General features: G+C 68.1%; 21 protein-coding genes. 19 read left to right on the forward strand and 2 right to left on the reverse strand.

The window, feature by feature from the left end:
- The first annotated feature begins 84 nt into the window (after positions 1-84).
- From BN948_RS08880 to BN948_RS08900, 5 genes are read left to right on the forward strand one after another with little or no spacing between them, the layout of a single operon-like run.
- On the forward strand, positions 85-2,106 hold the full coding sequence (locus tag BN948_RS08880; RefSeq protein ID WP_035621239.1) for a DNA cytosine methyltransferase: 2,022 nt from the start codon (positions 85-87) through the stop codon (positions 2,104-2,106).
- Positions 2,103-2,924 (forward strand): DNA adenine methylase, encoded by an 822-nt coding sequence (locus BN948_RS08885; RefSeq protein ID WP_035621241.1) that lies wholly within the window; start codon positions 2,103-2,105, stop codon positions 2,922-2,924. The genes BN948_RS08880 and BN948_RS08885 overlap by 4 nt, the downstream gene beginning before the upstream one ends.
- Positions 2,921-3,952: a hypothetical protein gene (locus tag BN948_RS08890; RefSeq protein WP_035621243.1), complete on the forward strand. Its 1,032-nt coding sequence runs from the start codon at positions 2,921-2,923 to the stop codon at positions 3,950-3,952. The genes BN948_RS08885 and BN948_RS08890 overlap by 4 nt, the downstream gene beginning before the upstream one ends.
- Positions 3,949-4,197: a hypothetical protein gene (locus BN948_RS08895; RefSeq protein ID WP_035621245.1), complete on the forward strand. Its 249-nt coding sequence runs from the start codon at positions 3,949-3,951 to the stop codon at positions 4,195-4,197. Before BN948_RS08890 ends, BN948_RS08895 begins: the two co-directional genes overlap by 4 nt.
- Complete coding sequence (locus tag BN948_RS08900) at positions 4,194-5,237, forward strand: phage Gp37/Gp68 family protein (protein WP_035621247.1); 1,044 nt, start codon at positions 4,194-4,196, stop codon at positions 5,235-5,237. Before BN948_RS08895 ends, BN948_RS08900 begins: the two co-directional genes overlap by 4 nt.
- A gap of 4 nt (positions 5,238-5,241) precedes the next feature.
- Here the strand turns inward: BN948_RS08900 and BN948_RS27475 are convergent, their stop codons facing one another.
- Entirely contained in the window at positions 5,242-5,376 is a 135-nt protein-coding gene (locus tag BN948_RS27475) for a hypothetical protein (protein WP_272945539.1), read from the reverse strand.
- Between the two features lie 114 nt (positions 5,377-5,490).
- Here BN948_RS27475 and BN948_RS08910 point away from each other — a divergent pair, with 114 nt between their 5' ends.
- On the forward strand, positions 5,491-6,048 hold the full coding sequence (locus BN948_RS08910) for an ASCH domain-containing protein (RefSeq protein WP_035621252.1): 558 nt from the start codon (positions 5,491-5,493) through the stop codon (positions 6,046-6,048).
- Here BN948_RS08910 and BN948_RS08915 read toward each other — a convergent pair.
- Positions 6,032-6,271: a hypothetical protein gene (locus tag BN948_RS08915; protein ID WP_035621254.1), complete on the reverse strand. Its 240-nt coding sequence runs from the start codon at positions 6,269-6,271 to the stop codon at positions 6,032-6,034. The genes BN948_RS08910 and BN948_RS08915 overlap by 17 nt on opposite strands.
- Before the next feature lie 25 nt (positions 6,272-6,296).
- On the opposite strand from BN948_RS08915, the gene BN948_RS08920 reads away from it, so the two are divergent.
- The 13 genes from BN948_RS08920 to BN948_RS08980 all read left to right on the forward strand — a co-directional run bounded on the left by BN948_RS08920 (position 6,297) and on the right by BN948_RS08980 (position 13,404).
- A complete protein-coding gene (locus BN948_RS08920; protein ID WP_035621257.1) occupies positions 6,297-6,833 on the forward strand; it encodes a hypothetical protein in 537 nt (178 codons plus the stop codon).
- Positions 6,830-7,123 (forward strand): hypothetical protein, encoded by a 294-nt coding sequence (locus BN948_RS08925; RefSeq protein WP_035621259.1) that lies wholly within the window; start codon positions 6,830-6,832, stop codon positions 7,121-7,123. Before BN948_RS08920 ends, BN948_RS08925 begins: the two co-directional genes overlap by 4 nt.
- Before the next feature lie 86 nt (positions 7,124-7,209).
- Positions 7,210-7,350 carry a hypothetical protein gene (locus BN948_RS26585; protein ID WP_156037832.1) on the forward strand — a complete coding sequence of 47 codons (141 nt, stop codon included), beginning with the start codon at positions 7,210-7,212 and terminating at the stop codon, positions 7,348-7,350.
- Positions 7,347-7,640, forward strand: coding sequence for a hypothetical protein (locus BN948_RS08930; RefSeq protein WP_035621261.1), 294 nt, complete (start codon positions 7,347-7,349; stop codon positions 7,638-7,640). The genes BN948_RS26585 and BN948_RS08930 overlap by 4 nt, the downstream gene beginning before the upstream one ends.
- Positions 7,637-7,834 (forward strand): hypothetical protein, encoded by a 198-nt coding sequence (locus BN948_RS08935; protein WP_035621263.1) that lies wholly within the window; start codon positions 7,637-7,639, stop codon positions 7,832-7,834. Before BN948_RS08930 ends, BN948_RS08935 begins: the two co-directional genes overlap by 4 nt.
- 51 nt (positions 7,835-7,885) lie before the next feature.
- On the forward strand, positions 7,886-9,139 hold the full coding sequence (locus BN948_RS08940) for a hypothetical protein (RefSeq protein WP_035621265.1): 1,254 nt from the start codon (positions 7,886-7,888) through the stop codon (positions 9,137-9,139).
- Entirely contained in the window at positions 9,136-9,366 is a 231-nt protein-coding gene (locus BN948_RS08945) for a hypothetical protein (RefSeq protein WP_035621267.1), read from the forward strand. Before BN948_RS08940 ends, BN948_RS08945 begins: the two co-directional genes overlap by 4 nt.
- The gene (locus BN948_RS27480; RefSeq protein WP_272945542.1) at positions 9,363-10,499 is read left to right on the forward strand and encodes a RecT family recombinase; all 1,137 of its coding nucleotides are present in this window, start codon (positions 9,363-9,365) and stop codon (positions 10,497-10,499) included. The genes BN948_RS08945 and BN948_RS27480 overlap by 4 nt, the downstream gene beginning before the upstream one ends.
- Positions 10,496-11,296: a lambda exonuclease family protein gene (locus BN948_RS08955; RefSeq protein WP_051756051.1), complete on the forward strand. Its 801-nt coding sequence runs from the start codon at positions 10,496-10,498 to the stop codon at positions 11,294-11,296. The genes BN948_RS27480 and BN948_RS08955 overlap by 4 nt, the downstream gene beginning before the upstream one ends.
- Positions 11,297-11,406: 110 nt before the next feature.
- The gene (locus tag BN948_RS08960; protein WP_035621269.1) at positions 11,407-11,712 is read left to right on the forward strand and encodes a hypothetical protein; all 306 of its coding nucleotides are present in this window, start codon (positions 11,407-11,409) and stop codon (positions 11,710-11,712) included.
- A 93-nt stretch (positions 11,713-11,805) separates the two neighbouring features.
- The gene (locus tag BN948_RS25600; protein WP_051756053.1) at positions 11,806-12,606 is read left to right on the forward strand and encodes a DUF2303 family protein; all 801 of its coding nucleotides are present in this window, start codon (positions 11,806-11,808) and stop codon (positions 12,604-12,606) included.
- A 55-nt stretch (positions 12,607-12,661) separates the two neighbouring features.
- On the forward strand, positions 12,662-12,874 hold the full coding sequence (locus BN948_RS08975) for a hypothetical protein (protein ID WP_035621271.1): 213 nt from the start codon (positions 12,662-12,664) through the stop codon (positions 12,872-12,874).
- Positions 12,871-13,404: a hypothetical protein gene (locus BN948_RS08980; RefSeq protein ID WP_035621272.1), complete on the forward strand. Its 534-nt coding sequence runs from the start codon at positions 12,871-12,873 to the stop codon at positions 13,402-13,404. The genes BN948_RS08975 and BN948_RS08980 overlap by 4 nt, the downstream gene beginning before the upstream one ends.
- Positions 13,405-13,413 lie beyond the last annotated feature (9 nt).

Below are 13,413 nucleotides of genomic sequence, written 5' to 3' on the forward strand. Positions count from 1 at the left end.
GGACCTGCAGGACAAAGCCCTCATCGTCTGGTGCCTGGTGTGCTTGGCCGTCTCCTACGCCCTCGGCTGGCCAGGGGCCGGCGCATGAAGCGAGACGACTTCACCCTCCCCCTCGGCTTCGCCGACGAACTGATCATCGACAACTTCGCCGGCGGTGGTGGCACCAGCACCGGCCTAGAAGCCGCGTTCGGTCGCCCCGTAGACATCGCCATCAACCACGACCCCGAGGCGCTGGCGATGCACGCGATCAACCACCCGCGCACGCTGCACCTCTGCCAGAGCGTGTGGGACGTGAACCCGATCGAGGTCACGCGCAACCAGCCCGTGGCGCTGGTGTGGCTGTCGCCCGACTGCAAGCATTTCAGCAAGGCCAAGGGCGGCACGCCGGTGTCCAAGCACATCCGTGGCCTGGCCTGGGTCGGCATGCGCTGGATCGCGCTGTGCAAGCCGCGCGTGCTGATGCTGGAGAACGTCGAGGAGTTCCAGACCTGGGGCCCGATCATCGTTGGCGCCGACGGCCTGGCCCGGCCCGACCCCGCGCGGCGCGGCAAGACCTTCGAGAGCTTCGTGCGACAGCTCCGCGCCCACGGCTACGTGGTGGACTGGCGCGAAATGCGCGCGTGCGACAACGGCACGCCGACGATCCGCAAGCGCCTGTTCCTGGTCGCGCGGCGCGACGGCCTGCCGATCGTGTGGCCCGAGGCCAGCCACGGCGCGCCGACCTCGCGCGAGGTGATCGCCGGCAAGCTGGCGCCCTACCGCACCGCGGCGGAGATCATCGACTTCAACCTGCCCGCGCAAAGCATATTCGGGCGCAAGAAGGATCTCGCCGTAAACACCCAGCGGCGGGTCGCCAAAGGGCTGTGGCGCCACGTCCTGGCCAGCCCCAAGCCCTTCATCGTCGGCGTGGGCGGACGCATGGGCCAGAGCCCGGAGCGCAGCGTCCACCAGCCGCTGCAGACCATCACCAGCAAGGCCGATTCGTGCGTGGCGCAGCCGGTGCTCACGCCCTTCCTCACCGAGCACGCGAACGCCAGCAATCAGCGCACCTTCCCCGCGGACGAGCCGCTGCGCACGCAGGTAGCGCAGGTGAAGCGCGGACACTTTTCCGTTGTGGCGCCGAAGCTGGCGCCAGTCGTCATCACGAACACCAGTGGCCATCCCGGTGGGCGAGATGATGCGCCGCTGTCGACGGTGACGACCGGTGGACACCACGCCCTGGTCGGCGCCAGCCTGGTCACGATCGGCTATGGCGAGCGGCCCGGCCAGGCGCCGCGCGTGCCCGACATCGAGGCGCCCCTCGGCACCATCGTCGCCGGCGGGAAGAAACACGGGCTCGTGGCCGCTCACTTGGTCGACATGGGCCACGGCGAAGGCCCGGCCGGCGGAAAGCGGTTCAGCCATGGCGTTCGCAGCCTGGAGGTGCCGCTCAACACCGTGACTGCCAGCGGCGCCACGAGCGGCCTGGTGGCCGCCTGTCTGGAGCAGGCCAACGGCGGCTTCTACGACGGCGACGGTCGCCCTGTGGACGCGCCGATCTCCACCATCACCGCCACCGGCAGCAATCAGCGCCTGATCAGCGCGTACTGCGTCAAGTACTACAGCAGCGGCGGCCAGTGGCAAGGCCTCGCCGAGCCCATGCACACGCTGCCCACGAAGGGGCGCATGGGCCTGGTCGAGGTGCTGCAGGTGCCGGCGGCCGACCTGTCGCCAGAGCAGCGCGAGCGCGCGCGCCTGTGCGCCGAGCTGCTGCTCACCCACCTGCCCGAGCACTTCAAGGAGCCGGCCGATCTGGTGCTGGTCTTCCATGAAGGCCAGTGGTGGGTGCTCGTGGACATCACGCTGCGCATGCTGCAGCCGCGCGAGCTGTACAAGGCCCAGGGCTTCCCCGATGGGTACGTGATTCACGAGATCCCGAACCCGTCCCTCCTGTTCGTCGACGGCCTGCAGGTGGACACCAACCCGCTGAAGCTGCCGCGGATCCCGCTCACGGCCACGGCGCAGGTTCGCATGGTGGGCAACAGCGTGGCGCCGCCCCAGGCCGAGGCACTGGTCCGTGCCAACTTCGCCCACGAGGCGCTGATCCATGGCAGGAGCGCCGCATGAAGCTCACCCGCCCTCTGACGCGCTACCACGGAGGCAAGTGGAAGCTCGCGCCCTGGATCCTGCGCCACCTGCCGCCCCACCGCGTGTACGTCGAACCCTTTGGCGGAGGGGGCAGCGTGCTGCTGCGCAAGCGCCGCAGCTATGCCGAGATCTACAACGACCTCGACGGCGAGATCGTCAATCTGTTTCGCGTCGCGCGCGACCGCGGTGAAGAGCTGGCTCAAGCGCTCGAACTGACCCCGTTCGCGCGCTCCGAGTTCGACCAGGCATATCAGCCAGCCAGCGATCCACTGGAGCAGGCCAGGCGCACGCTTGTGCGGGCGTACATGGGCTTCGGCTCGGCCGGCGCCAGTGGACAGTCCACAGGCTTCCGCGCCAACAGCAACCGCAGCGGCACGACGCCTGCGCACGACTGGATGAACTATCCCGACTGCCTGCGCCAGACGGTGCAGCGGCTGCGCGGCGTCGTCATCGAGAACCGGGATGCCCTCGATGTGATTCGTGCACACGACAGTGAGCACGCGCTGCACTACGTGGACCCGCCCTATGTCCACAGCACCAGGTCGCTGCGCGACCGCTCACCGGCCTACAGGCACGAGCTCACCGACGAAGACCACGAGGCGCTGGCCAGCACGCTGAGCGCGCTCAGGGGCGCCGTGGTTCTCAGCGGCTACCGATGCGACCTGTACGACCGGCTCTTCGCCGGTTGGCAGCGCATCGACCAGAAAGCCCACGCCGACGGCGCGCGAGATCGCGTGGAAAGCCTTTGGCTGTCACCCAACTGCCCGCGAGTCGGGCTCTTCGAGGAAGCTGCATGAACGACGACACCCCCCTGGAAACCGGCGAGGGCGACGCCCTGCCCTACAAGCCGCCCGCCGTGCCCGAGGAGGCCACGGCCGCCCTGGGCCTGCTCAACGCGCTGGAGAAGCGCGTCGATGAGTACCTGCAGGGCTACGAGCTTTGCGGGGATGCGGGCAACTACACGCCCAACGACACCGAGCGCCTGCTGATCACCGATGCAGTCAACGGCCTGCTCACCGATGATGAATTCATCAAGCTGTTCGAGGCCTGGCGCAACGTCGCCAACGACTTCCGCGAGCTGCTGGTGCCGCCGCCCGGCCTGACCTTCGGCAAGGTTGGAGCGAAGATGTCGTTCTCCATCGGCACGCAGTCCTTCGTGCTGGACTTCGAGCCCGTGGAGCCCGGCGAGTTCGAGTTCCTGGCGATGTGCCTGCGCAAGGCGTTCGCTGCGTTGCTGGCCAACCAGCCCGCGTGCCAGGCCTGCGGTGGGCCCGCGACCCGCGATGTTCCGAACGAGGCAACGGACTTGCCCGGGCCGTACTGCGCTGAGTGCGGGCCCGGCGCCACCCAGCCACCGACCGACCTCGACCGCGAAGAGTTCGAGCAGCGCGTCTTCAAGCGGCGGTTCATCGCGAGCATCACGCGCAACCCCAACCCGCCGCCGGGCACCGGCGCGCTGGACTTCATCAGCGTGGACTGCCCGACCAAGGCCGAGCTGTGCGCGCGCGACGACAAGGACGACTACGTCGATCCGGCCGTCTCGGCGATGTGGTGGGGCTGGCGGGAGAGCCGCGCCGCACGCGCCACCCAGCCGCCCGTGCAGGCCGACGGCTTCGACACCTACAACTCCAACGGCCTGGCCTGGGCGGTGTCCCGCTGGAACGACGAGGTGTCGCAACGACCGTTTCTCAACGACCACCGCCGCACGCTGGACGAAACCTGGCGCCAGGTCATTCGCTTCTTCGGCGGCGACCCGGATGCGCTGCTCGGTCCTGCACACGACGCGCTGGTCGCTCGCCAACAACACATCGGAGGCAACGGATGATCACCACCATCATCACCTGGTTCCTGGCCCGCCCCTGGTGGGAAACCGCCTTCCTCGTCGTCGTCATCAGCCTGCTGGGCGCTCTGCTGGCGGCAGTGCTGATCTCGTATCTGGTCGACCTCTACCACCGCCGCCGCGACCCGATGCACGGCCGCTGCGACATCTGCGGCGCCGACCTCACGGTCTTCAAGAACGGGTGCGCCGAGCCCGACTGCCCCTACTTCAACAAGCGGGGCACCGAGTGAGCGCCAACAGCAAGATCGAGTGGACCGATCACACGTTCAACCCGTGGATCGGCTGCACGAAGGTGTCACCCGCGTGCGACCACTGCTACGCCGAGCGCTCGACGCCTTCGCGCACGCTGGGCGTGGCCTGGGGCGCTGGCCAGCCGCGGCGCCGCACCACGCCCGCCAACTGGGCGCTGCCGCTGCGCTGGAACGTCCACGCCGACACGTTCATGGCCATGCACGGCCGACGCCAGCGCGTGTTCTGCGCCAGCCTGGCCGACGTGTTCGACAACGAGGTGCCGGACGCTTGGCGCGCGGACCTCTTCACCCTGATAGCCGCAACCCCGAACCTCGATTGGCTGCTGCTGACGAAGCGCATAGGGAACGCCCATCGCATGATCGACTTGACGATGGACGCCATCGATCGCGCCCAGGCAGCGGGGAAGACGACCGTTGTGCGCGGGCCCTGGCCGTGGCCCAACGTCTGGCTGGGCGCCACGATCTGCAACCAGGAGGAGGCCGACCGAGACATCGCCAAGCTCAAGCGCGTGCCGGCGCGCGTGCACTTTGTCAGCATGGAGCCGCTGCTGAGCGCGGTAGACCTGGGCTTGTGCGACTGCGACCACGGCAGCATCCCCGCGCCACACAACGCGGGCGGAGTGACCTGCCCTAAGTGCAACGGCACGGGCGGTCGCATGTTGGACTGGGTGATCGTCGGCGGCGAGAGCGGCCCCGAGGCGCGCCCCATGCACCCCGACTGGGCCCGCGGCCTGCGCGACCAGTGTCAGGCCGCCGGCGTGCCCTTCCTGTTCAAGCAGTGGGGCGAGTTCTGCGAGCAGGACGATGGCGTGGGCGCCACTCTGCTCTGCCAAGAAGGAGACCCGGACTACCACAGCGAAGCAGCGAAATGCGCGGCCTTCATCTCGCACGCCGGCCACGTCGTGAGCTCGATGGACGACTCGGAGCCGGGCGTGCGCTATCGGGGGATGCTGCGTCCGGGCAAGAAGGCCGCCGGCCGCCAGCTCGACGGCCGCACCTGGGACGAGGTGCCGACATGAAGTGTCAGGGCCACATCAACCAGATGATCCGCAGGATCTCTGCCCAGGGCTTGATCGCCTTGCCCAGCCGCTCGAACCTGGAGAGCCAGTGCTCGCGCGGTTGGTGTGCCTCGAATTTGTTGGGGCGTCGTGTCTTCATGAGCGGGATGCTGTCCTTTCCGCCGTCGAAGTTCTTCGTGTGGAATTTCCGCGGCACGCCCATGTTCGCGTCACGACACGCGCATAAGCGCACGATGCCGATGGAGAAGTCGCAGTGAAGGAACGCCAACTCCCTTTCCAGCCGGCGATGGTGCGCGCCGTGCTGCGCGACATCGACCCGAAGAACCAGACTCGGCGCATCTGCAAGCTGGAGGTGCGCGCCGGCATGTCGGAACCCGAATGGGCGTCGCTCCTGCGCTGCTGCCCCTACGGCCAGCCCGGCGACCGGCTGTGGGTTCGCGAGGCCTGGCGCACCGTGGCCGAGGCCGACGCACTCCCACCGCGCGACCTCACACCGGCACATCGCATCTGGTACGAGGCCGATGGCCTGGACCAGCCGGGCTTCGGTCGGTACCGCCCCGGCATGTTCATGCCCCGCTGGGCCAGCCGCATCCTGCTGGAGGTCACCGACGTGCGCGTGGAGCGCCTGCAGGACATCAGCGAGGCGGACGCAGTCGCCGAGGGTGTCGAGCCCGTAGCCACGCACAACAGGCCTGGCGCCATCGCCACCCATTGCGGGGCCTACGAACTGCTGTGGGAGCAGATCAACGGCCCGGGCTCGTGGGACGCCAACCCCTGGGTATGGGTGGTGTCGTTCAAGCGCCTGGCGTGATGCCCCACTTCCCCGTCTCGAAGTAGCGAATGCCCGCCTCCAGGCCCTCCTCAGCAGCACGGGTTTCGTCATCGAACGTCGGCCCGACGACTGGCATTCGGTGTTCCTGCGTCTCGCCGTTCAGGTTGATGGTCACCACGCTGGCGGGTTGCCAATGACCATCAGCCGTTTGCACCCCAAACCCGGTGATGCGTGCCCTGTCGAACTCGCGAATCAGCTCCATTTTTGCCTCCGTTGAAAGCACCAGTATGAGCCAACGCTACGGACGAAACCAGAAGCGCCGCGCCCGCGAAGCGCTGGCCACCGCGCAGAGCGAGGCCCTGCAGGCGAAGCGCCTGGCCGACAGCGCGCGCCAGACCATCAGGTCGAAGGAACGCGCGATCGCCGCGTTGGAGGCCGTTGTCTCGGGTGTGCGCGATGCCCTGGGCCGCGAGTCCATCCTGCTGGATCCCATCGCTCGGCGCATGCACAACTACACACTGCGCAGCCTGCAGCTCGCCGAGGAGCTGGACGTGCCACTGGGGCCTTCCGATCCCGATCAGGAACTGGCCTCCCTGCGCATCCACACCGCCGACGTGCTCGAAGCGGTGGTGACGTCTGACCACTGGGCCCGCCAGATCCACTTCGAGCTGCACGTCGGCGAAGGACGCATGGACCTGCGCTACGCCATCGATTCGCGCCTGCTGTTCGAGCGGGCCGCGCGCGGCCGCGTGGTTGAGCACGTGACGCACTACATGGCCGCAGCCTTCGAGCGCGAGCTGGCGAAGCTGGAGAAGCAGCGATGAACACCAAGGCCGCCTACGTCAAATCCCAGCGCCAGGACCGCGACCACCACTGCCACTGGCCCGGCTGCGAGAAGCAGGTACCGCCGGCCATGTGGGGCTGCAGGGCCCACTGGTTCAAGCTGCCCAAGGAACTGCGCGACGACATCTGGCGCGCCTACCGGCCCGGCCAGGAGAAGGACATGCGGCCCTCACGCCAGTACCTGGAGGTCGCCGACAAGGTGCAGCGCTGGATCCACGAGAACCACCCGCCGCAGCGCGCGGCGGAGCAACCGCGCGGCCTGTTCGATTGACGCATCGGTGCATCCGTTTACGGTTGACATTTATCCGGATACGGATATTATTCATTCGTCGTCAGCAACCCATCCAAGGAGTCAGCATGTACCGCGTCATCGACACCCGCACCGAGCGGCCCGTGGGCAAGCCCTACAAGAGCGCGAGTCGCGCGCGGGCCCGCCGCGACAAGCTCGACCTGCAGCACGGCGCCATTCGCTACCGCGTTGAGGCGGTGCCGGCATGAGCGAAGTTGTCACCTACGCCGAACAGGTGTCCAACCTCGCCAAGGCGATCCAAGAGAAGGCCGATGCCATCCGCAACATGGAGAAGGCCCGGCACGATTGGACCCGACCGGAGGGCATCAGCCTTTACATCGGCCAACACATGCACGTGGTGCGCAAGGATGGTGTCAATCCGCGCCTCGCCGGCGTCCAGCGCGAAGCGCTGAGCTACATCGATTCCCGGCTGCTCACACTGCGTGGTGAACTGGAAGGCCTGCGCTTTCGCCTCGTGGGCTTGGGACGACAGGCATGAGCACCGTCACCCCGCCAACGCCCTCCCCCCTCGACGACCAGGCCGCGTGCATCGCGGCCGACATCGCCATCGCGCGCGAGCGCAACTCCCTCGACTACATCAGCGCCCGCGAGCGGCGCTCGCTCGCCCAGGAGCGCCAGGAACTCGCGGGCATCACCAGCAACACCGGGCTGTGGAGCGCTCAGCGCCGGTAGGCACTGGCACGCCCAACGCTATCCGCATCCGGATATTTCAAAGGAAACGCAATGCAGGTTGAACTGATCGAGCCAGAAGTGGCGCCGGGTAGTGAGGCGACCGGGTCGGACCTGGTCACTCTGCCCCCGCCCAAGCGCGCCGCCCTCGCGCTCAACACCGAGAAGACCGAGGCCGCGCTGCGCGGGGCCGTGGAGAAGCACAAGGGCATCACCGAGATCAAGGACAAGGCCGGGCGCGACCAGTGCCACGGCGCGGCCATGGAGTTGATGCGCCTGCGCACGGGCGTCGGCGGCCGAGCTGACGAGGTCCGGGCCGACGCCAAGCTGTTCAACGCCGCAGTGCTGGCCGAAGAGAAGCGCCTGGTGGCCATCGTTGAGCCCGAGGAAAAGCGCCTCAAGACGCTGCGCGATGCCTGGGACAAGGCCGAGCAGGAGCGCAAGGCAGAAGCGGCGCGCCTGGAGGGCCTGCGCAAGGCCGCCATTGCCGCGCGAATCGGCGAAGTCAACGAGTTCCGCAACCTGGCGAAGCAGAGCCGCACCAGCACCATGGTGCAGAGCCTCATCGACAAGCTGACGGCGCTGTGGGACGGCTACGACGTCAAGGCGCGGTTCGAGGAATTCGCCGACGACGCGGGCGTGGCCTACCGCATCACCCTGCAGCACATGCAGGCCACGCTCAAGGAGAAAGCCGACGCGGAGGCCGAGGCCGAACGCCAGCGCCTGGAGCGCGAGCGCCTGGCCGAGGAGCGGCGCCAGCAGGAGGCCGCTGCCGCGAAGCTGCAGGCCGAGCGCGAGGCCTTCGAGCGCGAGCGTAAGGCGTTTCTGGAGCAGGCACAGCAGCACTACGCGCCTGCGCCTGCCGAGCCGGCCGCCGTGGAAAGCATGGTGGACCTGAGCGAGCCCGAGGTAATTGGCGTGGATCTCGCCTCGGGCCCGGACATCAGCACCCCCACGGTGGAGGCGAAGAGCGAGGTGACTCGCGGCCACTTCTACGGCAGTGGACGTCGGAGCGCGCCCCGCGAGTCCGTGCCCGATCCCTTCGCAACCGAAACGCCTCCCGCCCCGGCGCCGCAGCCACCAGCGGCGCAGGACGACGTGGTTGACGCCGAGGTGTCCGCTGGCTTCGACGCCGCCATGTCGGCGCCGCTGCCCGAGCGCAACCAGCCCGCCACCGACGCGCCCCCGGCCGAGTCCATCGTGAAGGTCATCGCGGAGGCCTACGGCGTGCCGCGCTCTACCGCCATCGACTGGCTGGTGATCCGCGCCGACGACATCTTCAACCTCGACGACGGGGAGGCCGCTTGAGCCAGCCCGAACTCACCACCCGCGAGGTGTACGCGCGCCACACCGGCGTCGCTGGCGGCAGCTACGTCCAGGCGCACCTCGTCTGGGACGCCGACAAGTTCTTCGCCGCCCGCGCGCGAGACGCCGAGAACATGAACTCGCACCAGGCGAAGGGCGACCCGCGCCTGGCCAAGTGCGAGCAGATCACCCACGACCAGTACCTCACCGAACGAAAGGCTCGCACGTGAACCACACCCAGACCGAAGCCGGCGCCCTGGCGACCGCCGAGCATTTTTCGCCACCACCCGTGCCCAGCACGGTCATCAGCAGCAGCGCCTTGGTGTTGGACAACGCCAGCATGGACAAGATGCTGCGCGTGGCCGAGGTGATGGCCAGCGGGCGCAGCACGATTCCCAAGCATCTGCAGGGCAACGTGGGCGACTGCATGGCCGTCGTCATGCAGGCCGTGCAGTGGAACATGAACCCCTACGCCGTGGCGCAGAAGACCCATCTGGTCAACGGCACGCTGGGCTACGAAGCGCAGTTGGTGGCCGCAGTCATCAACAACAGCCCGCTCGTGCGCGACCGCTTCAACTTCGAGTGGTTCGGCGACTGGACGAAGGTGATCGGCCGCTTCGTGGAGAAGGAGAGCAAGCGCAACCCGGGCGAGAAGTACCGCGCCCCTGGTTGGGTTCTCGCCGACGAGAAGGGCCTGGGCGTGAAAGTCTGGGCGACCATCAAGGGCGAGCCCGCGCCTCGCGTGTTGGAACTCCTGCTGAGCCAGGCCGGCGTGCGCAACTCCACGCTCTGGGCCGACGACCCGAAGCAACAACTGGCCTACCTCGCGCAGAAGCGCTGGGCGCGGTTGCATGCTCCGGACGTCATCCTGGGCGTCTACACCCCTGACGAGCTGCAGGAATCGGTTCCGCGCGACATGGGCCCAGCCGAGGTGGTGAGCGAGTGGCACCCCGACCTGCGGGCCCAGGCCGAGGAAGCTGCTGCCAAGGGCGCTGCCGCCTACGGCGCCTTCTGGAAGTTGCTGCCGCGCGAGTTGCAGCAGAAGCTCGCGAAGACCCCCGAGCACGACCGCTTCAAGGACCAGGCCCAGGCGGCGGACCGTGAGCGCACCGTGGACTCGCCGGCACCTGCCCCCGCGCCGGCGCCCGCCGCGGCCACCACCACCAACACCAGCACCGGCGAGATCACCACGACCTTCGCCGAGGTCGAGGCCAAGCTGCGCGCCGCGCGCACCGTGGACGCGCTCGCCGTCGCCCTCGATTGGTCGAACGCCCTCGCCCCCGAGGAGCAGCACCGCGCGGGCGAACTGCTGGACCTGCACGACCAACTCAAGGCCGCCATGCAGAAGGGTGGTGCCAAATGAGGATCATCGAGTGCGACCAGGGCAGCCCCGAGTGGCTGCAGGCCCGGGCCGGCGTCATCACCGCCAGCATGTTCCGCGTCGCACGCTCGCGCGTGGGCGGGCTCACGCCACAGCAGCAGAAGCTGGTGGACGCCATCCGCAACGACGGACTGGACATCAAGGCCGCCGCCGAGGTCGCGGGCTACAAATCCAAGCCCACCATGAGCGAGACGCTGGAGCGGGCCATCATGGGCCTGCCCGTGGGCGATTGGTCCGACCCCGCCAAGAACTACGCCTTCCGCGTCGCGATCGAGCGCATCGCCGGCAAGCCCCTGGACGACGGCTACGAAACCTACGCCATGCGGCGCGGCCACGAACTCGAACCCGCCGCGCGTGCTGAGCACGAGGCGCAGGCCGGCGTGATCGTCTGGCGCGCCGGCATCGTGCTCACCGACGACGGTGCCTTCGGTGCCAGCGCGGACGGCCTCATCGGGCAGGAAGAAGGCTCGGAATACAAGTGCCTGATCTCGCCCGACAGCCTGCGACCCGTGCTGTTCGACGAGGACATCAGCACCTACATCGACCAAGTGCAGGGCTGCATGTGGATCACCGGCCGCAAGCGCTGGCACTTCTGCATGTACTGCCCCGCGCTGGAGCCGGTCGGCCGCCAGCTCTTCTGGCGCGTGATCGAGCGCAATGACGAGTTCATCGAGGCGCTGGAGGCGGACCTGATCGCCTTCAAGGCGCTGGTCGACGACTACGAGCACTTCCTGCGTAACAACCCCGCGAACGCCGGCCTGCTGTTGCAGGCGGCCTGACCAGTTTCCCCCGGGCATCAACAGCCAGCGCGCCGCGAGGTTTTCCTCCCTGACCAAACGCCTTGCGCGCTGGTGCCCGGCATTTCCTTTCACCACCACCAGGAGCTTTCATGCAGAAGTCCTCAGCCTCGCGCGCCGCGATGCTCGTCGCCGTTGGTCTGACCGCCATGGCCGGCTCCGGCCTCGGCGGTTTCGCTATCCCCGCCGGTCCCTCCGTCACCGAACGCCAGAACGCTCAGCAGCCGACCGAGCGCGCGCCGGTCAAGCACACCGACGCCAAGGCCGCGCGCCTGGGCACCGGCTACGTGCGCCAGTGGCGCGCGCCGCGCGGCAAGCCCTACGCCGCCTCGGTGCGTCAGCACCAGCGCCACGCCCTCAAGGCCCGCAACCGCCGGCGCCACCGCGCGCGCGCCTGATTTCGTGCGGCCCTGGCACTTCCGCTCCCAGCCAAAACACCCCGCCAGGGCCGCCTTTTTTTCCGTCCCGCAACCCCCAACCAGGAGCATTACGTGAGCACCGAAGCACCCCAGCGGCCCGACACCAGCAGCGCCGCCACCAACGTCCCCGAGCTGTTCGCCGAGATCGAAGCCGGCATGTTCGACCGCGCCCTCTCCACCGCCCTGTCGCAGGTCGCTGGCGGCGTGACCACGCACGAGAAGAAGGGCAAGGTCACGCTCGAGCTCAACTTCGAGCACATCAAGGGCACGAGCCAGGTGCGCGTCGCCCACACGATCAAGTACAGCAAGCCCACCCGCGTCGGCAAGTCCAGCGAGGAAATGGCCGGTGCTGTCGTCCTGCACGTCGGCCGCTTCGGCCGCCTGACCATCGGCCAGCCCTCGCTGTTCGACGAGTCCCGCCAGCAGCAGGCCATGGTGGAGTTCTTCGAGGACTGGATCGACTACTGCAAGTTCATGAGCGAGGAATACCTCGCCCTCGATCCGCGCCACGCCATTGCCGCACTGCGACACCTCACGATCGAGACGGCCCGCAAAGCCGAGAGCAAGGTCGGCAACCTCAGCGCCGAAGCCAGCGCGTTCGAGCGCGTGAAAGCCGACTCGCCCGACATGATCCCGGTCTTCATCGAGTTCACGACCGTGCCGTACCTGCACCTGCAATCGCACACCTTCAAGCTGCGCCTGGCGATCCATACGCCGAACGACAAGGCGCCGCAGATCGGGCTGCAGATCCGCAACCTCGAAGAGAAGAAGCAGGAAATGGCGGAAGAGTTCGTCGAGCTGGCGCGCTCCTGCCTGCGCTTCGAAGCCCCTCAACTGCCGGTGATGGTCGGCTCCTACGCCCGCGCCAGCTAACTCGCATGCTGGCGCCACAGTGCGCCAGCTCGTCGCCCACAAGGAGAACCGCCGAATGGCAACCAACACCCGACCCTACGTGGTCACCGACAAGACCTCGGGCACGAAGCGCCTGGTGCGCGCGACCAGCCAGGCCACGGCCCGCAGTCACGTGGCGCGCGACCGCTTCGCCGTCGAGGCCGCCAGCGCCAACGACGTGCTCGACCTGATCGCCACGGGCGTGAAAGCCGAGGACGCAGCGGCCGAGCCCCAGGAGGCCCAGCAATGAGCGCCGCCGACAAGATCCGCACCCCTGGTGGCATGGCCTTCCCCATGCCGGCCGGCACCTTGGAAGTCATCGTCGACGCCATCCGCGAGGAGGTCACCGACGAGGCGAAGGCCAAGGAGATCATCGACATGGTGATGGCGTCCACGGTGGGCATGACCTTGCGGGACTGCTTCGCCGCCCATGCGCCGGCCGAGCCCCCGGGGTGGTTCTCGATCAGCGACAAGCTGGAGCCACCGCCCTCCGTCCAAGTGCCGAGCGTCATGGAGGCCTTGAAGGCGTCGCCGGGGTTCAACGACCTGAGCGAAGAGCAGAAGGATGTGGCCGTCAACTGCGTGGCCGAAGGCGAGGACCATCCGGACGAGCTGGAGGCCATCGTGGCGTTCGCCAACGACATGCGCGAAGCGGCGATGAAGGCGAGCAAGGAAGCGGAGGCGATTGCCGCAACGGTGGACATCGAGAACGAAGCCCGCCGCTACTTCGCCTGGCGCTGGCACTACGCCACGAAGATGATCGAAGCGCGGGGGGCCTGATGTCGGTGG

Origin of the sequence: Hydrogenophaga intermedia (assembly GCF_000723405.1) — a bacterium.
In the GTDB taxonomy this organism is placed as follows: Bacteria; Pseudomonadota; Gammaproteobacteria; order Burkholderiales; family Burkholderiaceae_C; genus Hydrogenophaga; species Hydrogenophaga intermedia.